The sequence below is a fragment of the Streptomyces sp. CC224B genome (assembly GCF_030010595.1).
Classification (GTDB): Bacteria; Actinomycetota; Actinomycetes; order Streptomycetales; family Streptomycetaceae; genus Streptomyces; species Streptomyces longispororuber.
Genome location: NZ_JASCXL010000017.1, coordinates 21,535 through 43,210 on the forward strand (window position 1 = coordinate 21,535; position 21,676 = coordinate 43,210).

17 protein-coding genes are annotated in these 21,676 nt (G+C 73.7%); 5 read left to right on the top strand and 12 right to left on the bottom strand.

The window, feature by feature from the left end:
- Positions 1–123 precede the first annotated feature (123 nt).
- The 3 genes from QK440_RS09325 to QK440_RS09335 form a co-directional block, all read right to left on the bottom strand.
- On the bottom strand, positions 124–1,998 hold the full coding sequence (locus QK440_RS09325; RefSeq protein WP_282792536.1) for a transketolase: 1,875 nt from the start codon (positions 1,996–1,998) through the stop codon (positions 124–126).
- A gap of 6 nt (positions 1,999–2,004) precedes the next feature.
- Positions 2,005–3,507, bottom strand: coding sequence for an NAD(P)/FAD-dependent oxidoreductase (locus QK440_RS09330; RefSeq protein ID WP_282792590.1), 1,503 nt, complete (start codon positions 3,505–3,507; stop codon positions 2,005–2,007).
- A gap of 329 nt (positions 3,508–3,836) precedes the next feature.
- Positions 3,837–4,412, bottom strand: a complete 576-nt coding sequence (locus QK440_RS09335) for a CGNR zinc finger domain-containing protein (RefSeq protein WP_282792537.1) — start codon at positions 4,410–4,412, stop codon at positions 3,837–3,839.
- A gap of 104 nt (positions 4,413–4,516) precedes the next feature.
- Between QK440_RS09335 and QK440_RS09340 the strand changes: the two genes are divergently transcribed.
- Complete coding sequence (locus QK440_RS09340; protein WP_282792538.1) at positions 4,517–5,689, top strand: epoxide hydrolase family protein; 1,173 nt, start codon at positions 4,517–4,519, stop codon at positions 5,687–5,689.
- A gap of 219 nt (positions 5,690–5,908) precedes the next feature.
- On the opposite strand, the gene QK440_RS09345 is transcribed toward QK440_RS09340, so the two are convergent.
- A complete protein-coding gene (locus QK440_RS09345; protein WP_282792539.1) occupies positions 5,909–6,511 on the bottom strand; it encodes a phage holin family protein in 603 nt (200 codons plus the stop codon).
- A gap of 124 nt (positions 6,512–6,635) precedes the next feature.
- Between QK440_RS09345 and QK440_RS09350 the strand changes: the two genes are divergently transcribed.
- Together QK440_RS09350 and QK440_RS09355 are read left to right on the top strand one after the other, a co-directional pair.
- On the top strand, positions 6,636–7,187 hold the full coding sequence (locus QK440_RS09350) for a hemerythrin domain-containing protein (RefSeq protein ID WP_282792540.1): 552 nt from the start codon (positions 6,636–6,638) through the stop codon (positions 7,185–7,187).
- Between the two features lie 93 nt (positions 7,188–7,280).
- Positions 7,281–7,631, top strand: a complete 351-nt coding sequence (locus tag QK440_RS09355) for a VOC family protein (RefSeq protein WP_190139980.1) — start codon at positions 7,281–7,283, stop codon at positions 7,629–7,631.
- Positions 7,632–7,686: 55 nt separating this feature from the next.
- On the opposite strand, the gene QK440_RS09360 is transcribed toward QK440_RS09355, so the two are convergent.
- The 8 genes from QK440_RS09360 to QK440_RS09395 all read right to left on the bottom strand — a co-directional run bounded on the left by QK440_RS09360 (position 7,687) and on the right by QK440_RS09395 (position 16,887).
- On the bottom strand, positions 7,687–9,663 hold the full coding sequence (locus QK440_RS09360) for a DUF5107 domain-containing protein (protein WP_282792541.1): 1,977 nt from the start codon (positions 9,661–9,663) through the stop codon (positions 7,687–7,689).
- 46 nt (positions 9,664–9,709) lie between these two features.
- Complete coding sequence (locus QK440_RS09365; RefSeq protein ID WP_282792542.1) at positions 9,710–10,600, bottom strand: arginase family protein; 891 nt, start codon at positions 10,598–10,600, stop codon at positions 9,710–9,712.
- Between the two features lie 64 nt (positions 10,601–10,664).
- Positions 10,665–11,261 (bottom strand): GNAT family protein, encoded by a 597-nt coding sequence (locus tag QK440_RS09370; protein WP_282792543.1) that lies wholly within the window; start codon positions 11,259–11,261, stop codon positions 10,665–10,667.
- A gap of 27 nt (positions 11,262–11,288) precedes the next feature.
- A complete protein-coding gene (locus QK440_RS09375) occupies positions 11,289–11,540 on the bottom strand; it encodes a hypothetical protein (RefSeq protein WP_282792544.1) in 252 nt (83 codons plus the stop codon).
- A 167-nt stretch (positions 11,541–11,707) separates the two neighbouring features.
- On the bottom strand, positions 11,708–12,655 hold the full coding sequence (locus QK440_RS09380; RefSeq protein ID WP_282792545.1) for an LD-carboxypeptidase: 948 nt from the start codon (positions 12,653–12,655) through the stop codon (positions 11,708–11,710).
- Positions 12,652–14,652 (bottom strand): prolyl oligopeptidase family serine peptidase, encoded by a 2,001-nt coding sequence (locus tag QK440_RS09385; protein WP_282792546.1) that lies wholly within the window; start codon positions 14,650–14,652, stop codon positions 12,652–12,654. Before QK440_RS09385 ends, QK440_RS09380 begins: the two co-directional genes overlap by 4 nt.
- A 74-nt stretch (positions 14,653–14,726) precedes the next feature.
- A complete protein-coding gene (locus QK440_RS09390; RefSeq protein WP_282792547.1) occupies positions 14,727–16,052 on the bottom strand; it encodes a M20/M25/M40 family metallo-hydrolase in 1,326 nt (441 codons plus the stop codon).
- The gene (locus QK440_RS09395; RefSeq protein ID WP_282792548.1) at positions 16,045–16,887 is read right to left on the bottom strand and encodes a M55 family metallopeptidase; all 843 of its coding nucleotides are present in this window, start codon (positions 16,885–16,887) and stop codon (positions 16,045–16,047) included. Before QK440_RS09395 ends, QK440_RS09390 begins: the two co-directional genes overlap by 8 nt.
- 329 nt (positions 16,888–17,216) lie before the next feature.
- Here QK440_RS09395 and QK440_RS41355 point away from each other — a divergent pair, with 329 nt between their 5' ends.
- Complete coding sequence (locus QK440_RS41355) at positions 17,217–19,463, top strand: hypothetical protein (RefSeq protein ID WP_349239276.1); 2,247 nt, start codon at positions 17,217–17,219, stop codon at positions 19,461–19,463.
- The gene (locus tag QK440_RS41360) at positions 19,436–21,454 is read left to right on the top strand and encodes a LamG domain-containing protein (RefSeq protein ID WP_349239277.1); all 2,019 of its coding nucleotides are present in this window, start codon (positions 19,436–19,438) and stop codon (positions 21,452–21,454) included. Before QK440_RS41355 ends, QK440_RS41360 begins: the two co-directional genes overlap by 28 nt.
- The last annotated feature ends 222 nt before the right edge of the window (positions 21,455–21,676 follow it).

Below are 21,676 nucleotides of genomic sequence, written 5' to 3' on the forward strand. Positions count from 1 at the left end.
GTCGGGTGGCCGCTCCGCCGCGCCGTCGGGGGCGTTGCGGGACGCGGCGGTACGGAACCGGGCGGGGCGCGGAGCGCCGTGGCGGCGGCCCCGCCCGCCCGGGGCGCCCGCGGGCACCCCGCGTCAGCGGACCACGTGCTCCACGAGCAGCCGCACCGCCGCCGCGATGGACTCCGCGTCCACGCCCGCGGCGTGCAACTGCTCGGCGGGCGAAGCGGATCCGGGCATGCCCGTCACGGCGAGCCGGGCCAGGCGCGGCACGGGCATGCCGTCGCTGAAGGCGTCCACGACGGCGTCGCCGATGCCTCCCTCGGGGCGGTGGTCCTCGACCGTGAGGAGGCAGCCGGTGACCTCGGCGGCCTCGCGCAGCGTCGCCCGGTCGACGGGCTTGACGGAGTACAGGTCGATCACGCGCACCGGGATGCCCTCGCGGTCGAGGAGCCCGGCGGCCGCGAGGGCCTCGTGGACGGTAACCCCGGCGGCGACCACGGTGAGCCGGTCGGCGCCCGAGGAGCGCAGCACCTTGGACCCGCCGACGGGGAACTCCTCGTCGGGGCCGTAGAGCACCGGGGCGGCGCCGCGCGAGGTGCGCAGGTAGCGCACGCCGTCAAGGTCGGCCATCGCGGCGACGAGGCGCGCCGTCTGGGGCGCGTCGCACGGGTAGAGGACGGTCGAGCCGTGCACGGCGCGGAACATCGCCAGGTCCTCCAGGCCCATCTGCGACGGGCCGTCCTGGCCGATGGCGACGCCCGCGTGCGAGCCGACCAGGTTGAGGTCCGCGCCGCTGACGGCCGCCATGCGGACGAAGTCGTGGGCGCGGGTGAGGAACGCCGCGAACGAGGAGGCGTACGGCACCCAGCCGCGGCGCGCCAGGCCGACGGCGGCGGCGACCATCTGCTGCTCGGCGATGTAGCACTCGAAGAACCGCTCCGGGTGGTCCTTGGCGAAGAACTCCGCGCGCGTGGAGTCGCCGACCTCGCCGTCCAGCGCGACGACGTCGCCGCGCGCCGTGCCGAGCGCCGCGAGCGCCTGGCCGTAGGCGTCCCGGGTGGCGACCTCGGTGCCCTTCTCGTACCGGGGCAGCTCCAGGTGGCCGCTGCGGGTGGCGCGCAGCACCCGGGCCGCCGGGGGCGCCGGGACGTGCACGCGCAGGTCACCGGTGCCGCCGAGCTCCTCGACCGCGGCGTCCGCGTCGGGCAGCGGCTTGCCGTGCAGGCCCTCGCGGTCCTCGGCGGAGGCGACGCCCTTGCCCTTGAGGGTGCGGGCGAGGACCACGGTGGGCCGCCCGGTGGTGTCGCGCGCCTCGCGCAGGGCGCGGTCGACGTCCGCGGTGTCGTGCCCGTCGACGTTGACGACGTGCCAGCCGAAGGCGGCGAAGCGGCGCGCGTAGGCGTCCAGGTCCCAGCCGTGCCGGGTGGGCCCGCGCTGCCCGAGCCGGTTCACGTCGACGAGCGCGGTGAGGTTGTCGAGCTGCTCGTACGCGGCGTGCTCGGCGGCCTCCCACACGGAGCCCTCGGCCAGTTCGCTGTCGCCGCACAGGACCCACACGCGGTACGGGATGCGGTCGAGCCGCTTGCCGGACAGCGCCATGCCGACGCCGACGGGAAGCCCCTGGCCGAGCGAGCCGGTGGCCACCTCGACCCAGGGCAGCCGGCGCGGCGTCGGGTGCCCTTCGAGGCGGCTGCCGCGCTTGCGGAAGGTCAGCAGCTCCTCATCGTCGATGACGCCCGCCGCCTTGTACGCGGCGTACAGCAGCGGGGAGGCGTGCCCCTTGGAGAGGATGAAACGGTCGTTGCCGGGGTGGTCGGGGCGCTCGAAGTCGTAGCGGAAGTGGCGGGCCAGGAGCACCGCCATCAGGTCGGCCGCCGACAGGGACGAGGTGGGGTGCCCGGACCCGGCGGCGGCCGCGGCGCGCACGGAGTCGACGCGCAACTGCCGCGCCAGGTCGTCGAACTGCGGCTCGGCGGGGGCGCCGCCGTGCGGGGTTCCTGCTGCCATGGCGGGTCACTCCTCGCTCTTGCGCGCACTGCCGCGGTCCGTCCGCGCGGCCTTGCGGGTGCCGCCGCGCGAAGCCGCGGCCTTGCCGGTGCCGCCGGTGGCCGCGGCCTTGGCCCCGCCGTCCGAAGCCGCCGCCTCGGCCCCGCCGTCCGCGCTCTTGGCCTTGGTCCCGCCGTCCGGGCTCTTGGCCTTGGTCCCGCCGTTCTTGTCCGCGTCGCCCGGCCCGCCCGGCACCCGGGCCAGCTCCGGTGACGACGTGTCCAGCGGTACCGACCACGACCGGACGAGGCCGAGCCCTACGCCCTGGCGCGGCAGCACCGCGTCCAGGAGCCAGTCGGCGGCGACGCGCACGCGGTTGCCGGGCATCGCGGCCAGGTGGTAGCCGCGTGTGACGGCCCCGGCGAGCGGCCCGGACAGCGGGATGCCGAGCGGGTTGGCGGCGCCCTTGACGCCGCCGAGGTCGACGGTGAAGCCGAGGTCGTGGTGGCGGTAGGCGCCGCGCCGGCCGATGCCGAGCGAGGCGGCGACGTTGCGGCCCGCGACCTTGCCCTGCCGCCAGGCGTGCTGGGCCGTCATGGCCGTGTAGCTGCCGGGCTTGTCCAGGTCGGGCACGGCGGCCGCGTCGCCGCAGGCGTACACCTCGGGGTGGCCCGGCAGGTTCAGGAAGGGGTCGACGACGAGCCGGCCGCGCTCCAGCGGCTTGCCGAGCGCGGCGACCAGCGGGTCGGGGCGCACGCCGACGCACCACACGAGGGTGCGGGTGTCGACCGTGTCACCGTCGTCGAGCAGCACGCCCTCGTGCGTGGCCTCCTTCACGGACGTGCCGGTGCGGACCTCCACGCCGCGTTCGCGCAGGACGCGTTCGGCGGTGCGGGACAGCCGCCGGTCCAGCTCCGGCAGGACCCGCGGCGCGATGTCCAGGAGCAGCCAGCGGGGCTGGATGCCGGCCCGCATCGGGTGGCGCTTCACCAGGGACCGGGTGAAGAGCTGCCCGTGCGCGGCGACCTCGACGCCGGTGTAGCCGGCGCCCACGACGACGAAGGTGCAGCGCGCCCGGCACGTCTCGGGGTCGGGGGACGCGGCGGCCAGCTCGATCTGCCGGGTGACGTGGTCGCGCAGGTACAGCGCCTCGGGCAGGCCCCGGAAGCCGTGCGCGTGCTCGGCGACGCCCGGCACGGGCAGCAGCTTGTTGACGCTGCCGACGCTGAGCACGAGGCGGTCGTAGGTCAACTCGCCGCGCTCCCCCTCGGGACCGGTGTAGCGCACCACCTTGCGGTCCAGGTCGAGGTCGTCGGCCTCGCCGAGGACGAGGCGCACGCGCGGCAGCGCGTCCCCGAGCGAGACGCTGACCCGGCGCGGTTCCAGGACGCCCGCGGCGACCTGCGGCAGCAGAGGCAGGTAGAGGAAGTAGTCGGTGGGATTGAGCAGGGTGACGTCCACCCTGCGTCCGGCGAGACGGCTCAGGGTGCGCGCCGTCTGGAATCCGGCGAAGCCGGCACCGACGATCACGACGTGGGGGCGGCGGGAATCTCGGCTCACGATGGCCTCCGGTGGGGTGCGGCACGGGTGCCGTGCGTGTTCCGGCACGTGATACCTCTGGTCTACCGGCGGAAGGTGCCCGCGGAGGGCTCCGGCACGGACCTCCCAGGTGCCCGTGGCCGACGGAGTGAAACGCACCGCCGTTTGCCGCAGCGGACCGGGAGAGGCCGGGAGAGAGCGGGAGCTGGGGCACCACCCGCGGACCGGGACCCAGGGGGCCGCAGCCACGTGCCCGGTCGGTGCTCGGCTCGCTCAGCACGCGGGCGGTGGGGCGCACGTAGCGCGTACCGAGGCGACGGTCACTCCGCCGCGCTCGGGTCCTTGCGCCGGTTGGCATGGAAGCGCGCCTTCTTCTGGCGGTTCCCGCACGTGTTCATGTCGCACCATTTGCGGGTGCGACTCTGGCTGGTGTCGAAGAAGGCGGCCCGGCAGGTCGGGGACGCGCACAGGGCCAGCTTCCCGTCCCGTTCGCCCGCGAGGACGCTGATCGCGTCGGCGGCGATCACGCCGAGGGCGTCCTCCACGCAGGACGCCGCGCTGAGCTGCCAGCGGCGCGTGCCCTCGGGCGTCAGGACGGCCGCGGCGCGGCCTTGGGCGCTGCGGTCGTTGATGACGCGGACGGCGGCCGGAGGCAGGGCGTCCTGGACCGCGGCCGCGGTCGCGGCGGCGTGGATCGACTCCCTCAGTTCCCGGGCGAGGTCGAGCTGGGCAGGGGTGCAGGAGTCCACGGCCAGGCCGTTCACCGCCAGCCAGTCGACGAGTCGCTGCGGCGTGGGGATGCGCTCCACGGCGGTGCCATGACGCTCCGACAGGGTCCCCGTGAAGCTGGTCGCCAGCACGTTGCCGAGGCGGAAGTCAGGAAACCGGGCGCACATGGAACCACCTTAGCGGGTTGCCGCGTGGCGCGGAGAGCTGTTAGAACCGTCTTAGCCGGTTCACTCTGAACCGCAGCCGGCTCCACGACGGCAGGAGGTCCCTCATGTCCCGCTCCACCAGCGACGTGCAAGCCTTTGCAGCCCGGGCAACCGACGCCGAACTCGACGACCTGCGCGCCCGACTGGCCGCGGCACGGTTGCCGGAGGCCGAGACGGTCCCTCGCGCCGCGTCCGGCCGGTGCCGATGGGAACAGGGTGTTCCGCTGGCCGACCTCGTCGATGTCGTGGCCTACTGGCGCACCGAGTACGACTGGCGGGCGTTCGAGACGCGGCTGCACCGGATCGGCCAGTTCCGCACGACCATCGACGGTCTGGGAATCCACTTCCTGCACCGCCGGTCCACCCGCGCGGACGCCACCCCTCTGCTCCTGACGCACGGATGGCCGGGGAGCGTCGCCGAGTTCACCCACGTGCTGGACGAACTGGCGGAGCCGGACAGCGCGGACGCGCCGGCGTTCCACGTCGTGGCCCCGTCGCTGCCGGGCTTCGGTTACAGCGACAAGCCGGCCACCACCGGGTGGGGGACGGAGAAGATCGCGGCCGCCTGGGTGCAGCTGATGGAACGGCTCGGCTACAGCAGGTTCCTGGCCCACGGCGGCGACTGGGGAGGCGTGATCACCACGATCCTCGGTGGCAGGTTCCCGCACCACGTGCTCGGCATCCACACCACGCTCGCGCAGGCTCCGCCCGGTCTGCCGACGGACCGGCTGACGGCGGTCGAGCGCAGGTGGACCGAGGAGACCCACGACTTCTGGCACCACCGCGAGGCGTACGCGAAGCAGCAGGCGACCCGGCCGCAGACCATCGGCTACGCGCTCGTCGACTCACCGGTCGGGCTCCTCGCCTGGATCCTCGACAAGTTCGCCGAGTGGTCGGACACCGAAGGCAGCCCGTTCGAGACCATGTCCATGGACAGGATCCTCGATGACGTCACCCTGTACTGGCTGACGCGGACCGGCGCGTCGGCGGCCCGCATCTACTACGAGAGCCACAACTCCCTGGACCCCGACCTCCGGGTCGACGTCCCGTCAGCCATCAGCGTGTACCCCCGTGACATCGAGAAGTGCCCGCGCCCCTGGGCGCAGGAGCGGTACCGCCAGATCGTCCGATGGAGGACACCGGAAACGGGGGGACACTTCCCGTCCCTGGAGGTCCCCGAGTATTTCGTCAAGGACCTCCAGGAGGGCCTCGCGGCCGTGCTGGCCGCTCATCGCTGAGCACCGCCGGGCGGCCGTACGCACGCAGCGGACCGGGGGACGGCCGCCGTGCGCGCGGGCGGGCGCGGGAACGCGCCCTCGGCGCAGGCGAGCACCGAGGGCGCGCCGCCCCCGCGGCGGCGTCCGCCGCAGGGCCACCGCGGGGCCGGACAGACCGCACCCACAAGGGGGGTGCGGCAGGTCAACGAGCGTGCGGCGCCCCGGCCCTGGCGCCTGCGGTCACCGGGTCCGCTGGCTCGGAACGTCCGGGGTCACCGGCGGCTTCGGCGGGACGGCCGGGAAGTCGTCGGTCCCGGGCGCGGACGCGGTGGAACCGGTGCCGGGCGCGGCCGGAGCAGAACCGGTGCCGGGCGCGGCCGGGACGGAGCCGGTGCCCGGGGCGCTCGGGGTGTGGCCCGTGCCCGGGGCGGCCGGGGCCGCGGCCTCGGGCCGGGGGGTGTGCGCCTGCGGCCCGGAGCGGGCGGGGCGCGCCGCGTTGCGCAGGAGCACCGCGGCGACCGCGAGCAGCGCCGTGACGATGAGGGCCGCCGCCCAGCCGGGCAGGCCGAGGGCGAGGACCAGGCCCAGGGTGAGGGCCGCGGCGGCGCCCGCGTACAGCGCGGTGACGCCCGCCGCGGCGTACAGCGAGGCCCGGCGGCGCTGCTTTCGCGCCACATCGGCGAGCTGGGCGCTCAGTTCGTCGCGCAGTTCCGTACGCAGCGACTCCCGCAGGGACGCGCGTACCGCCTCGTGGACGACCTGCGACAGCGCCGTGCTCAGGGCCGTCTCAGGGGCCACGAGGCCCGTGTCCGTCATGCCGGTTGGCTTGTCCGAAGCAGTCATGGTGGCCGGGTACCCCCCGCCCGCGGCGCGTAACGGCCCGCGTGGCGGCCGGTGCGCCGGGTACCCGGCGCACCGCACCCGAAAGGAGAGAGGACCGGGAGACCGAGAGGAAGGAAGGACGACGATGACCGAGCGCAACGACGTCGTGGAGCTGCTGAAGGGTCAGCACGCGGCCATACGCGACCTGTTCGACAAGGTGGCGGCCACCAAGGGCGAGGAGCGCCGGGAGTGCTTCCACGACCTCGTCCGGCTGCTCGCGGTGCACGAGACCGCCGAGGAGGAGGTCGTCCACCCCTTCGCCCGTACGAACATCGAGGGTGGCGAGACGGTCGTCGCCGACCGGGTCAAGGAGGAGGAACAGGCCAAGAAGGCGCTGTCCCGGCTCGACGAGACGGACCCCGACTCCCCCGAGTTCCTCGACCGGCTCGCGGCGCTGCGCCAGGACGTGCTCGCACACGCGCGGTCCGAGGAGCGGTACGAGTTCGCCCGCTTCCACCAGGTCGCCGACCGCGGGAAGCTGGAGATGCTGGCGCGCGCGGTGCGCGCCGCGGAGGCCGTGGCGCCGACGCGTCCGCACCCCGGCACGGACACCGCGCTCAAGAACGTCGCGGTGGCCCCGGTCGCCACGGTCGTGGACCGGACGCGGGACGCCATCCGCAAGGTCACGGGCGCGTGAGCCCCGGCGCGTCCACGCGCGCGTGCGCGCCGGGGCGCCCGGGGTCGGCCGAATGGATCTCCTTCTCCGCGGGCGCCAATTAGGCTCGGGCGCATGGACATCCTGGGTACCGTGCTGCGTGTCTGTGTGAACGACCTGGAGGCGTCCGTCGCCTTCTACGAACGGCTGACGGGCAGTCCGGCGATGCGCTTCGAGCGGGGTGGCGTCTCCGTCGCGTCCGTCGGCTGCTTCCTGCTGATGAGCGGCCCCGAGCACGAGTTGGAGATCCTGCGCAAGGTCACGGCGACGATCGCCGTCAAGGACGTCGACGAGGCCCTCGCGACACTCCGGGCCTGCGGCGCGCACATCGTCGCGGGCCCGGTGCCGACCCCCGCGGGACGCAACCTCATCGCGATGCACCCGGACGGCACGATCCTGGAGTACGTCGACCGCAACGCCTCCTAGCCGCGTCGAGCGCCACGCCTCCCAGCAAGCCGCCGGGCGCCCCCCGGCCCGGCGGTCAGGTGGGCGGGCGCATGCGGAAGTCGTAGCGGGAGGGCAGCGGTTCGCCCGGGGCGGCCGCCGCCCACACCTCGCTCAGGGTCTCGTCGCCCTCCCGCAGGTCAGCCACCTCGAAGCCGTCCTCGAAGACCCGCCGCGCGCCGGGCCTGTCGCCCTCGGCCAGGAGCATCCGGGCCTCAAGGAGCCGGAACCGGCCCCGGCCCCGAGTGCGGGGGTCCAGCCGCTCCCACACGGCTCGCGCGGCCTCCGCCCGCCCCACCGCGAGCAGGGCCTCCAGAGCCTCCCGCCCGAGCGCGGCCACCACGTCGGCGTCCGCGTGCTCCCCGGCGTGCTCCCCGAGGTCGTCGAAGGCCTCCGCGTACCGGTCCGCGGCCCGCTCCCCGTGCCCGGTCTCCAGGTCGGCCACCGCCAGGCAGCGCAGCAACGGCCAGCGGCACGCGGCCCGTTCCAGGCCCCGCTCCCAGCTCCGCACCGCCTGCGCCCGGTCCCCGGCGTGCCACTGGGCCACCCCGAGGTGGTACTCGGCGTGCGGCCGCGCGGGCGCCGTCTCCAGCATGTCGCGCCAGTGCCGGGCCACCGGCGTCGGCCCGGGCGCCCCGCCGGGGTCCGGCTCCGGCACGGCCCCCGACCGCCACAGCTCCAGCCACGGCTCCTGCTCGGGCCCGAGCGTCGCCTCGGCGAACGGCGTGCCGGGCAGCTCGTACCCGCCGCGCACCACCTCCAGGGCGCCCCACCCGGACCCGGTGGCCAGCACCTCCCCGGGCTCGGCGTCGGCGTACGGGCGCCACCGCTCGTACGCCGCGTCCACCGCCTCGGGCGGCAGCGCCTCGGCGAGCCGCGCCCGCGCCCCGGGGCACGCCGCCGACCGGTCGTCCCCGCCTGCCGCGCCGTCCGGGAGCGTCAGCGGGCCGTACGCCTCCAGCCAGGCGATCTCGCCGTCCCCGTCGAGCCGGACGTGTTCCAGCTGGGTGCGCGCGAGGCCCGCCTGGATCTCCGCGTAGCCGCCGGCGCCGGGCCCGGTCAGCCACTCCTGCCAGCGCCGCCCGCCCTCCCCCGTGCCCCACACGAACTGCTTGCGCCCGCGCAGGACGTCCGTCGACGTCTGGACGAGCCCGTGCCCGTCGGCGTCGACCGCCGCGATCCAGCGCCGTTCCCCGTCCGGTACGTCGTAGAAGTAGTCGGCGGCGTACGCCCCGTGCGGCTCGGGCACCGGCACGCGGGTCAGACAGCGCGTACGGTCGAGCCGCCAGGCCGCGGCGGCGGGCCCGAGCACCCGGCGCTCCTCGGGCACGGCAGCGCTGGACCACCAGTACACCGGTACCGGCTTCTCGTGCCGGTTGCGTATCCGCACCCCCACGTGCAGGAAGTCCGAGTCGTGGGGCAGCCACAGGTCCACCTGGAAGGGCACGTCCCGCAGCCGCTCCCACTCCCACAGGCGCAGCATCGGCCCGCCGTCGGGCGCCGTGACGACGGCGGCGTGCAACGGCGCGCAGGACAGCGTGGTGTGCCCGGTGGCGCCGATGTTCCACTCGATGCCGCCCGCGAACCAGGCCCCGTTCAGCGCGAAGGCGGCGGGCTGGAACACCGGGTTGCGGTACAGCAGTTCGCGCCCGGCCGGCTTGTGCAGCAGGGAGTGGACCCGGCCGCCGAGCCCGGGCAGGACGGTGGCGCGCAGCCGGTCGTTCTCCAGCACGAGGGTGTCGAACGACGCGGGCTCCCGCGTGCGGCCGTAGCCGTCGCGCAGCGGTGCCGGAAGGACCGACCGCAGCGGCTCGTAGGCGAGTTGGCGCGCCATGTCGCGGGGCAGCTCCCGACGGGTCCGCTCGTCGATCCGGTACGGACCCTGCGGCCCGCGCGGCAGCCGCAGCGGGGGCAGCGGGTTGTCGGGCCCCAGCGGCGCGGCGGGCAGGGTCAGTACGTCGCGTCGCACGGTCGTCGCCACGGGCGCTCTCCTCGGGTCGGCGTCGTCGACCATGGAACACGGTGTACGCGCCCCCGGCCAGGCCCCCGCGCGCCTCCCGTCACCCGAGGGCGGCCACGACGACGTCGGTGAGCACGTCGCCCGCCGTGCCGTCGGGGTCCAGGTCCGGGTCGTAGATGGTGACGTTGAGCCCGGCGCAGCGGGGCGAGCGGACCAGGGGCCGCAGCAGCGCGAGGAGTTCGTCGGGGTGCAGCCCGTCGTCGTCGGGGCTGTCGACGGCGGGCATGACCGACGGGTCGAGCACGTCGGCGTCGAGGTGGACCCAGAAGCCGTCGAGGGCCGCGTTCTCCAGGCTGGTGACGGCCGAGCGCGCCACGTCGGCGGCGCCCCACTGCCGCAGCTCCCCGACGGTCACGGTGGGGATGCGCAGCGCGCCGAGCTCGCCGCGGTCCTCGTCGCCGTCCCGGATGCCGAAGAGCCGGACGTCCTCGTCCCGCAGGTAGGGCCGCAGGCCTTCGAGGTCGGTGAGGTCGTCCTGGCCGCGGCCGGTGGCGAGCGCCAGCTCCTCGCCGCCCGCCGCGCCGACGCGGTCGGAGTTGCCCGGGTGGCGGAAGTCCGCGGAGGCGTCGAGCGCCGCGAGGCCGTAGCGGCCGATGCGGCGCAGCGCCAGGGCGGCGCCGAGCTGGATGGAGCAGTCGCCGCCGAGGACGACGGGCAGGTCCCCGGCGCGTACGTGGCGCTCGATGCGGTCGGCGAGCTTCGGCGTGTACGCGGCGATGGCGGCCGCGTTGAAGACGCCGTTGCCCTCCTGCCAGTCGCCCCGGTCGTAGCGCGGCGGGACGACGACGCCGCCCTCGAAGGCCTTCAGACGCCGCAGCAGGCCGCGCTCGCGCAGCGCGCCGGCGAGCTTGTAGCAGCCGGGCACGGTGCCGGGGGCGGGCGGGCGCAGGCCCAGGTTGGAGGGGGCGTCGATGACCACGATGTTCCGCATGCGGTCCATCCTCGGCGACGGACGCCCGCTCCCTCAACGGCCGTGTCCGACGTCACGCCCGAGGTCACGCCCGACGGCGTGGCCCGGCGTCCGGCCGGGGTGCCCCGGAAGGCCGGGCGGCGCGCATCTCGGCGGTGAGCGCCCAGCGCTGGTGGTCGCGCCACGCCCCGTCGATGTACAGGAAGTCGGGCGAGAACCCTTCGAGGCGGAAGCCGCAGCGGCGGGCGAGCGCGATGGACGCGGCGTTGCCCGGCTGGACGTTGATCTCCAGGCGGTGCAGCCGCAGTTCACCGAAGGCGTGGTCCAGGACGAGGTCGAGCCCCTCCCGCAGCAGCCCGCGCCCGGCGGCGTGCGCGAACGCGCCGTAGCCGAGGGCGCCGCAGCGGAAGCCGCCCTCGACGATGTTGTTGATGTTCACGAACCCGGCGAGGGCGCCCGACTCCCGTTCGCACACGAGGAATCCGGCCTTGGCGGGGTCCTCGGCGAGGGTGTCCAGGTACGCCGCGTAGGCCTCGGGGGTGGTGGGCGGGAAGAGCCAGGGCCGGTGCAGGTCCCGGCTCTCCCGCGCCCGCGCCGTGAACTCGGCGCCGTCCGCGCGGGTCCAGGGGCGTATGCCCACGCGGGGTCCTTCGGCGAGGTGGGGTGGGATCGTGGGGCGCATCCGCCCCACGTTACCCGGGCGCCCCGCTCATCTGCGCCGGCCGACGAAGTAGCCGCCGCACAGGGCGCCGAGCACCGCCGTGGCGAACAGCGCCATCCACAGCGGCATGGTCACCTCGGGGATCAGCAGCCGGATCTTCGTGCTGCGGGTGTTCTCGAAGATGAAGACCAGCGTGAGCAGGGCGATGACGGCGACGGTGATCCTGCCGGGCGTCAGCAGCCCGCCCGCGCCGCCCTTCGGGGCGCTCTTGGAGCCGCCCGTGGAACCGCTGGGGCTCATGGGGAACCCTTCCGTGTCCGTCGCAGCGCCGGCCGCCGCACGTGCCGCCAGGATGGGCAGCCGGGCGCGGATGGCGCACGGCGGGCGGCGCGGGCGGGTGGGTCCGTGGGCCGAGCGGGTGACGGGCCGGGGCCCGGAGGAGGCCGGGGCCCGGAGGGGCCGTCGCCCTACGCGAGTGCGGGCACGTCCAGGGTCAGCGTCCCCGTGTCCGCGTCCAGCTCCGCGGGCAGCCCGAACGGGACCGTGAGCGCGCCCTCGCCGTGCCCGAACGCGAACTCCTCCACGACCGGCACCCCGAGCCGGCCGAGCCGCTCGCCGAGCAGCGGCCGGAGATCCTCGTAGGGGGCGCAGCCGACCCAGGAGCCGAGCGCCACCCCCCGCACCCCGTCGAGCCGGCCCGCCCGCGCGAGCTGCGTCAGACAGCGGTCGACGCGGTACGTCTCCTCGCCGGTGTCCTCCAGGAACAGCAGGCCGCCCCGGGCGCCGGCACGCGCGCCCGCCGCCCCCACGTCGGCCGCGAGCAGCGACAGGCAGCCGCCGAGGGTGACCCCGCGGGCGCGTCCGCCGACCAGCGCCCGGCCGGAGGCGAGCACGCGGACCGACTCCGGGGCGAACAGCGTGGCCCGCAGGTGGTCCTGCGCCCGGGCGTCCTTCAGGAAGTCGGGGCTCGCCACCATCGGGCCGTGCAGCGTCGCGAGCCCGAGGCGGCACGCGAACGCCTCGTGCAGCGTGGTGATGTCGCTGAACCCCAGGAACACCTTGGGCCCCGCCGCGCGCATCGCGTCCCAGTCGAGGAGGTCGACCATCCGCGCCGCCCCGTACCCGCCGCGCGCGCAGAACACCGCCGCCACCGACGGGTCGCACCAGGCGCGCTCCAGGTCCCGGGCCCGGTCGGCGTCCGTGCCCGCGAGGTAGCCGAAGCGGGGGTGGGTGTCCCCGGCGTGCGGGCCGGGCACCGGGTCCAGGTCCCAGCCGCGCAGGACGTCGAGGCCGGCCGCGAGCCGGTCCTCGGGGACGGGTCCGCTCGGCGCGACGACGGCGACCCGCGCCCCGGGCGCGAGCCGCGGGGGCCGGGTGAGCGGCTCGGCGGCCGCGCGGCGGCCCGCCGCGTTCACTTGGACAGCTCCAGCACCGGCAGGCCGCCCGCCGGGTCGAGCCGGAACACCTGCGCGTACAGGGACAGTTCGGCCTCCAGCGCGCGGACCATGGTCTCGGCGCGCCGGAACCCGTGCCCCTCGCCCTCGAAGGCGATGTACGCGTGCGGCACCCCGCGCCCCTCCATCCGCGCCAGGAACCGCTCGCACTGCGCGGGCGGGCAGACCACGTCGTCCAGGCCCTGGAGCAGCAGGAACGGCGCGGTGATCCGGTCGGCGTGGAGCAGCGGCGAGCGCTCCTCGTACCGTCCCGGCACCTCGTCGGCGGGTCCGACGAGCGTGTCGAGGTACCGCGACTCGAAGTCGTGGGTGCCGCCGTCGCCCCAGGAGACGAGGTCGAGGACGGGGTAGATGATCGTGCCGCACGCGTACACGTCCGTCGTCGTCAGGGAGCCGGCCGCGGTCCAGCCGCCCGCGCTGCCGCCGCGGACGGCGAGCCGCGCGGGGTCGGCGGTGCCCTCCTCGGCGAGCGCGCGGGCGACGGCGGAGCAGTCCTCGACGTCGACGACGCCCCACTGCTCGCGCAGCCGCTCGCGGTAGGCGCGGCCGTAGCCCGTCGAGCCGCCGTAGTTGACCTCGGCGACGCCGATGCCGCGCGAGGTGAAGTAGGCGATCTCCAGGTCGAGGACGAGGGGCGCGCGGGAGGTGGGGCCGCCGTGCGCCCACACCACGTAGGGCGGCAGCTCGTCGTCGGGGGCGAGGTGGTCCGGGTGGTGGGGCGGGTAGACGTGGGCGTGGATCTCCCGGCCGTCGGGGCCGAGGAAGGTGCGGATCTGCGGCTCGGGGTAGTACGTGGGGTCCACCGGGTCGTCGTGCGGGGCGCCGACCACCCGCGCCCGGCCGGTACGGGTGTCCAGCTCCACCACCTCGTACGCGCTGCGGGGACTGGCGGCGACGCCGACGACGCGGGTGCCGCTGACGGCGACGGTCGCCGACCACTCCGTCCACGGCCCGGCGGCGTCGACGACCTCGCCGGTCTCGGGGTCGAGCACGCCGAGCGCGGTGGCGCCGGTGCCGTGCACGACGGCGATCAGCCCGCTGTCCAGCGGGGCGAACCAGCTCAGCCCGAGCTGCCACAGCGGCCCGCCGAACTCCTCCTCGCGGGGGCAGAGCGGCACCGGCGCGCCGTCCAGGTCCGCGCGGTACAGGTTCCACCAGCCGGTGCGGTCGCTGGCGAACAGCAGCCGCCCGTCCGGCGCCCACTCGACCTGCGGGATCGATTCCTCCGGGCCGCCCGCGAAGCGGCGCGCGGGCCCGAAGGTGCCGTCGGCGCGGAGTGCGGCGACCATCAGCTCGGTGCCGTCCCAGGGCATCCGCGGATGGTCCCAGGCGAGCCACGCGACGTGGGTGCCGTCGGGCGACGGGCGCGGCCCGGTGACGAACCGGTTGCGCCCGTCGGACAGCTCCCGCACCGCGGCCCGGTCCTCGGCGGCCGAGCCGTCCAGGGGCACGGCGGCGAGGACGCGCCGCACGTCGGCGGGCCCGTCGCCGGTGAACTCCTCCAGGACGCACCACACCTCGCCCCGGTCGAGGTCGATCCGCGGGTCCGCCCAGCGCAGCCCGCCGCCCACGTCCGACACCGGGGTGAGCGGTCTCGGCGCCGCGCCGGGGGCGTCCGGTTCGTAGGCGTACAGGCGCTGGTCGGCGAAGTGCGTGAACACGATGAGCGGGCCGTGCGCGTGGCCGGGGCGCCCGGCGCCGGACCAGGGCAGCCCGCCGTACTCCAGGACCCGGGTGCGGACGTTCCACGGCGCAGGCAGCACGGACTCCTCCCGGCCGTCGGGGCGGCGGCGCAGCAGCGCGCGCCGGCCGCCCTCCAGCGGGCGCGGCTCCGTCCACCACGCCTCTCCCCCGACGAAGCCCGCGAATTCGGGGCGGCCGTCGTGCGCCGCGGCGAGCTCGGCGTCGATCGGGGACTGCCACGAGCCGTACGGCCTGGTCTGCGCCATGTCGATCATCTCCCCCACAATCCGTTCCCCCCTGGTCCGTTGGTCGGTCGGCCGGCCGGTCCCCCGACCCGTCCGGCGGTCGCTCAGGCGGTGCGCAGGAACCGGTCGAGTACCCGCGTTCCGAAGTGCAGCGCCTCGACGGGCACGCGCTCGTCCACGCCGTGGAAGAGGGCCTGGTAGTCGAAGCCCTCCGGCGTCCGCAGGGGCGAGAAGCCGTAGCCGCGGATGCCGAGCCGCGAGAACTGCTTGGCGTCGGTGCCGCCCGACATGCAGTACGGCACGACCCGTCCCTCCGGTGCGAACTCCGTCACGGCCGCGCGCATCCGGGCGAACGTGGGCGTGTCCACCGGCGCCTGCAACGCCACCTCCTGGTGATGGAACTCCCAGTCGACGTCCGGTCCGGTGAGCCGGTCAAGGGTGGTGCGGAACTCTTCCTCGCCGCCCGGCAGATATCTGCCGTCCACGTAGGCGACGGCCTCGCCGGGGACCACGTTGACCTTGTAGCCGGAGCGGAGCATCGTCGGGTTGGCGCTGTTGCGGACCGTCGGCTCGACCAGGGCGGCGGTGGGGCCGAGCTTCTCCAGGAAGGCATCGACGTCGAAGCCGGGCGCGTCGGGGTCGGCCTCCAGGCCGTAGATCCCGGCGAGCTCCACCAGGGCCGCGCGCACCGTCGGCGTGAGCCGCACCGGCCACCGGTGCTCCCCGATGCGGTGGACGGCGGCGGCGAGCCTGCTGACCGCGTTGGCCTTGTTCACCTTGGAGCCGTGGCCCGCGGTGCCGCGCGCGGTGAGCTTCAGCCAGCCGGTGCCCCGCTCCCCCGCGGCGATCGGGTAGAGCTGGTTGCCGCGCCCGTCGTGGAAGGTGAACGCGCCGGACTCGCTGATGCCCTCGGTGCAGCCCTCGAAGAGCTCCGCGTGCCGGTCGGCGAGGAAGCCCGAGCCGTCCTCGGCGCTGGCCTCCTCGTCGGCGGTGAAGGCGACGACGAGGTCGCGGCGCGGGCGCGTCCCGGTCCGCGCCCAGGAGCGCACGACCGCGAGGACCATCGCGTCCATGTTCTTCATGTCGACGGCGCCGCGGCCCCAGACGACGCCGTCGCGGATCTCGCCGGAGAACGGGTGCACCCGCCAGTCGGCGGCCTCGGCGGGGACGACGTCGAGGTGGCCGTGGACCAGCAGCGCGTCGGCGCCCGGGTCGGTGCCCTCGACGCGGGCGACGACGTTCGTCCGGCCGGGCGTGCGCTCCAGGAGTACGGGTTCCAGGCCCGCCTCGGCGAGCCGCGCGGCGGCGTACTCGGCGGCGGGGCGCTCGCGGCACGTGCCGTCGCCGCGGTTGGTGGTGTCGATGCGGATGAGCTCGGAGGTGAACCGGACGACCTCGTCCAGTGCCGGTGCGTCGACCTGGTCAGCCATACTGCTCCTCGACCGCGGCGGAGGCGATCGTGGTGACCGCCTTGAACGTGCGAATGCCTTCGTACATGGTCTCGCTCGTGTACGCGACCTTCCGCTCCGCCACGCGCCGCACTCCCGGCACGACCGTCACGGCCGCCGACAGGTGCTCGGCGTCGAACTCGACCTCCACGGTGAACGGCCCGCCCGCCACGGGCTCGTGCCGCACGGCGAGGGCCGCCGCCTCCCGCGCGGCGGCGCGGATGTCGGCGGCGGTGCGGGCGGGGGTGCGGCACACCGCCGCGTACCGCGACACGTGGTCCTTGACGGCCACCTTGAGCGCGCCGGGCGCGTAGCCGAGGGCGTCCTCGCACGCCAGGTCGTCACCGGTGACGAGGACGACGGGCACGCCGAACTCGGCGACGACGTGGGCGTTCAGCAGGCCCTCGCTGGCGCGGACGCCGTTCACCCACACCCCGGTGATCTGGTTGGCGAGGTAGGTGTGCGCGAGGACCCCCTCCATGCCCGCGCCCGCGTGGTAGCCGACGAAGGCGATGCCGTCCACCGCCCGGTCGCCGCCGTGCTGGACGCCCTCGACCATGGACAGCGCCTTGTGGCGGCCGGTGAGCATCTCGGCCCGCTCGTCCAGCTCCTCCAGCAGGAGGTTGCGCATGGTCCAGTGCGCCTCGTTGATCAGCACCGCGTCGGCACCGCCGTCGAAGAACCCGAGCACGGCCGCGTTGACATCGGAGGTGAACATCGCCCGGCACCGCTCCCACTGCGCGGTACCCGGCAGCACATCGGCGGGCCAGGTCACACCGGTGGCGCCCTCCATGTCGGCGCTGATGAGGATCTTCATGCCCTGACACGTTACGGGGCGGGGAGGAAACCTGCTACGACGAGCGGCACGGGACAGCCTTCACAGCGGCACACATTATGCAGCGTTCTTGCGTTTTGTGAACGTTATGGAGTTGATTCCACTTCAGGGGCAACCATGACGAACAGCACATCAGAGTCGCCCGATAAGGCCGTTTCGCCCCCTGACTTTCCGTCAATTTCTGCCTGTCGGCTGCGTAGGGTTGTCGCCTGATTACCCATTAAGGGAATCTTCATCTTTGTGTCTGAAACGGGTTCAGTATGTGGAGACGCGCGCACTCGCGCGGAGTTACAGGGACGCTCGCAGGGCTCTTGACCGGAGTCTTGCTGGCGGGTGCCGCACCGATCGCCCACGCGGATCCGGTGGCGCAGGGCGAGACGGCACCACAGCCCACGGGAGCGGCGACACCTGAGGGAGCGGCGACGACGGAAGCCGCTCAGGACGAGGCCAAACGCACCGGCACACCGGTCGAAGTGACCTCTCTGCGCGGTGAGGCGAGCGATGTCTACGCCACGGCAGACGGGAACCTGGAGGCTCGGGAGTATGTGCGTCCCGTACGGGCCCGGACAGGCGGCGGCTGGAAGCCTGTCGACACCGGCCTCGTGAAGTCCGCGGACGGCTCGGTGGCGCCGAAGGTGACCACGGTGGGCCTGGAGTTCTCCGGCGGGGGGAACGAGCCGCTGGTGCGGATGACGAAGGCCGGCCGTGAGCTCGCCCTGTCCTGGCCGGGAGAGCTGCCCGAGCCCACACTCGACGGCGACACCGCCACGTACGAGAACGTGCTGCCGGATGTGGACCTGCGGATGGCCGCGCAGGAGGACGGGTTCACCCAGCTCCTCGTCGTCAAGTCGGCGAAGGCCGCCGCCGACGCGGACCTGGCGACGGTGCGCCTGAAGCTCGCGTCCGAGGGCATGGACGTGAAGGAGACCGCCGAGGGTGGACTCGAGGCGTCGGACAAGGGCGCGCGGGCACCGGTGTTCGAGGCCCCGCGTCCGATGATGTGGGACTCCAGCCAGGGGGGCGTCCCGACCAGGCAGAAGGCCACGGGGACGCGAGCGAGGGCACTGCGCGGTGCCGCCCAGCAGCGGAGCTCGGATCCCGCGGCCGCGGAGACCGGCAAGCTCGCGCCCGTGGGCGTGGAGGTTCCCGAGAGCGGCAAGGAGCTCGTGCTCACCCCGGACGAGGACGTGCTGAAGGGGAAGGACACGCAGTATCCGGTGTTCATCGACCCGCAGTGGTACTCACCGCGGGCGTCGGCGTGGACGATGGCGTCGAAGTACTGGGCGGACTCGCCGCAGTGGAAGTTCAACGGCGAGAACAACGCGGGCATGGGGTACTGCAACTGGTACTACTGCAAGCCTCATGACACGAAGCGGCTCTTCTACCGCATCCCGGTGTCGAAGTTCGCGGGCAAGTCGATCCTGTCGGCTGAGTTCGTGGTGCGGAACACCTGGTCGGCTTCCTGCTCCGACCGCTCGGTGGAGCTGTGGCAGACCAAGGACATCTCCTCGTCGACGACGTGGAACTCGCAGAACGATTCCGGGTTCTGGAAGAAGGAGCTGTCCTCCAGGTCCTTCGCCCACGGAGCCGAAGGCTGTGCGGCCAAGGACGCGGAGTTCTCGGTGAAGTCGGCCCTCCAGGCCGCGGCGGACGACAAGGCGTCGACCATGACCTTCGGCCTGCGGGCCGGCAGCGAGTCCGACGCCTACGGCTGGAAGCGGTTCTCGGACAAGGCGTTTCTGCGGGTGAAGTACAACCGACCGCCGTCCCAGCTGAAGATGTCGCAGCTACGCATGGAGTACGGAGGCGTCTGCGCGAAGCCGGGCAGCGCGCCGCGGGTGAGGACGCTGGGGAAGATCCGCGCCAAGAAGGTGAAGGACCCCGACGGGGACAAGGTTTCGGTGCAGTTCCAAGCCAAGTGGGACGCCGGTAACGGCAAGACCGGGAGCTGGAAGCCCGACCGCACCTCGGCCAAGAAGTCCGGTTCCGACTTCTCCGTCAGCCTGCCCGGGTCGATACCGGAGAACAAGCAGGTCAACTGGTACGCACGGGTCTATGACGGCGCTCAGTACTCGCCGTGGTCCTACGCGGGGGACCCGAGTGCCTGCTACTTCATCCACGACACCAAGGTGCCCAAGGGACCCTCGATCACGTCGAGCGACTACCCGGCCTCCGACTCGGAGGACCCGGACGACCCGTGGTACGACGGGGTGGGCACGTACGGGAAGTTCGGCCTGAACGCCGCCGAGAAGGACGTGACGTCCTACCGGTACGGCATCAATGTCAATCCCAGCGCCAAGAACAAGATCACCACATCGGGCGGTGCGGCGAAGACACTGTCGGTGCTCCCCGCCGAGGCGGGGCCGAACTTCATCACCGCGCAGTCCTTCGACGCCGCGGGCAACGGCAGTGAGATCCACACGTACGAGTTCCGGGTGAAGGCGGGCCGGCCCGACCGTGCGTCCTGGTCGCTGGAGAAGACAAGGGAGCGAGCGAGGCAAAGGGGTCGACGCCCCCGCGCACCGCGCAGTTGCACGGCGGCGTCACGCCCGGGGTAACCGGTGCGCGCGGCTCGGCGGCGTCCTTCAACGGCACCGACGGCTATGCCAGTACCGACATACCCGTTGTCGACACCAGCCGCGGCTTCGCCGTCTCGGCGTGGGCGAAGCTGTCGAAGATGCCCGAGGGCGCCGCGGTGATCGCTACGCAGCCGGGCAACCACAGCCCGGGGTTCGAGCTGTACTACACCCAGAAGTACGACCGGTGGGCGTTCAACCAGTACAAGTCCGACACGGCTGACGCGGGCATCGCCCGGGTCATGGCGGACAAGCCCGGTGGCGTCAGCGTGGAGAAGTGGACGCACCTGGTGGGCTCCTACGACTCGGCGCGTGACGTCCTGGAGCTGTACGTGAACGGCAAGCTGGTGGGCCAGACCGCCTATACCGACCCCTGGGAGGCGCGCCGGGGTCTCCAGCTGGGTGCAGCCTCCTACGACGGCAAGCCGTCGGCCTTCTTCCCCGGCGCGATCGACGAGGTGCAGCTCTTCGACAAGCCTCTCGCCCAGGACGAGGTCGACAAGCTGCGCGCGCACGAGAGCGCCGGCGACCCCGGCCGTCCCGCGGTCGCGATCTTCGGCCTGGACGAGCATGCGGACGCGAAGGAGATCACCGGTCACGGTGGCGTCCTCCCGGCCACCTACCAGGGCGGCGTCACCACCGGCGTCCGGGGCGTGACCGGCAAGGCGGCCAGGTTCAACGGCACCGACGGCTACGCGCGGATCGGCAAGAACAGCGGCCCGCACGTGAACACCTCGCGCAGCTTCACCGTCTCGGCCTGGGCCAAGCTCAGCAGGAAGCCGGACGGGGCAGCGATCATCACGGCCCAGGCAGGGAAGAAGGCTCCCGGTTTCGAGCTGTACTACTCCTCCGCCTACAACCGGTGGGCGGTCAACCAGTACTCCTCCGACGCCACCGACGCCAAGCCCATCCGGGCGATGCAGGCCGACGACGACCAGGCCTACGTCGGTGAGTGGGCCCACCTGGTGGGTGTGCACGACACGGTCGCCGACACTCTGACGCTGTACGTGAACGGAACCGAGGCCGGCTCCACCGAACTGGCCGGAGCGTTCTACGCCGATCAGTCCATGTACATCGGTGCCGGCTCCTACGACGGGCAGGTCAAGAACCACTTCCCCGGCACCGTCGACGACGTGCGCCTGCTGGACAGGCCCGTCTCGGCCGACGAAGTGCGGCAGATGTTCAAGCAGCGCCCGCTGGTCAAGGGCCGCTGGAACTTCGAGACAGTGACGGGCGCCGACCCGGGCACCACGCCGGACTCCTCCGACGAGGACCGGCCGCTGAACCTGCACGGAGGCGCCAAGCCCGGCGGCGGCATGGTCGACGAGTACGGCCTGAACCTGAACGGCACCAACGGGTACGCGGCTACCAGCGGGGTGCCGATGAGCACCAGCGCCAGCTACACCGTGACCGCCTGGGCCAAGGCGGCCGCGTTTCCCCAGCACCAGGTCGCGCTCCTGAGCGCGGAAGGCAGCCGACAGAGCGCGTTCACCGTGCGCTTCGTACCCGCCAAGCCCGGTAAGAAGGGCCTCCAGGGCATGGAGCACTGGGAGCTGGCCGTCCCGGACAAGGACGACTCCGACGCCTCGGTCAAGAACGTCGCCCACACCGAGTTCCCCGACGCGACGGGCTGGACTCACCTGGCGGTCGTCTACGACGGATTCACCAAGGAGGTCCGTCTGTACGTGAACGGGTCGCTGCAGGACGAAGCGTGCGGTGATGCCGACGGCGACGGCGAGGCTGACGACTCCGGCTGCCAGGACCTCATCTCGAGCGCGGAGGACACACTGGCCTTCAAGGCGACCAAGTCGCTCCAGGTCGGCCGCACCAAGACGGACGGCACATGGGGTGAGTACTTCCCCGGAACGGTCGACGACGTGTGGACCTTCCAGGGGGCCCTGTCCGAGGCCCAGATCCAGCGACTGGCCAGCCGCTGGGCCGACGTTCCGACCGAGGTCCCCACGGACGACTGAGCTGACCGCTCCCGCGGTGGGCCCCGCACGCCGGGGCCCACCGCCCGTACTCCGTTTCTCTTTCTCTTTCTCTTCATAGTCACAACCCTGCCCCCATACGGCGGGCAGGCAGGCATGCCGCCACAGTGGCGGCACGTGAGGAATCTGATTCATACGATGAACGGCATATCCAGACCACGCCGTGGCCGCAAGGGGCTACGGCGAAGGGTGGCAGTGGCCGTG

Coding starts and splice junctions, on each gene's coding strand:
- QK440_RS09375 (WP_282792544.1), bottom strand. CDS start 11,540: ATGAGCCCCAGCGGTTCCACGGGCGGCTCCAAGAGCGCCCCGAAGGGC.
- QK440_RS09345 (WP_282792539.1), bottom strand. CDS start 6,511: ATGACTGCTTCGGACAAGCCAACCGGCATGACGGACACGGGCCTCGTG.
- QK440_RS09340 (WP_282792538.1), top strand. CDS start 4,517: ATGTCCCGCTCCACCAGCGACGTGCAAGCCTTTGCAGCCCGGGCAACC.
- QK440_RS09385 (WP_282792546.1), bottom strand. CDS start 14,652: ATGATCGACATGGCGCAGACCAGGCCGTACGGCTCGTGGCAGTCCCCG.
- QK440_RS09360 (WP_282792541.1), bottom strand. CDS start 9,663: ATGGTCGACGACGCCGACCCGAGGAGAGCGCCCGTGGCGACGACCGTG.
- QK440_RS09370 (WP_282792543.1), bottom strand. CDS start 11,261: ATGCGCCCCACGATCCCACCCCACCTCGCCGAAGGACCCCGCGTGGGC.
- QK440_RS09390 (WP_282792547.1), bottom strand. CDS start 16,052: ATGGCTGACCAGGTCGACGCACCGGCACTGGACGAGGTCGTCCGGTTC.
- QK440_RS09395 (WP_282792548.1), bottom strand. CDS start 16,887: ATGAAGATCCTCATCAGCGCCGACATGGAGGGCGCCACCGGTGTGACC.
- QK440_RS09365 (WP_282792542.1), bottom strand. CDS start 10,600: ATGCGGAACATCGTGGTCATCGACGCCCCCTCCAACCTGGGCCTGCGC.
- QK440_RS09355 (WP_190139980.1), top strand. CDS start 7,281: ATGGACATCCTGGGTACCGTGCTGCGTGTCTGTGTGAACGACCTGGAG.
- QK440_RS09350 (WP_282792540.1), top strand. CDS start 6,636: ATGACCGAGCGCAACGACGTCGTGGAGCTGCTGAAGGGTCAGCACGCG.
- QK440_RS09325 (WP_282792536.1), bottom strand. CDS start 1,998: ATGGCAGCAGGAACCCCGCACGGCGGCGCCCCCGCCGAGCCGCAGTTC.
- QK440_RS09335 (WP_282792537.1), bottom strand. CDS start 4,412: ATGTGCGCCCGGTTTCCTGACTTCCGCCTCGGCAACGTGCTGGCGACC.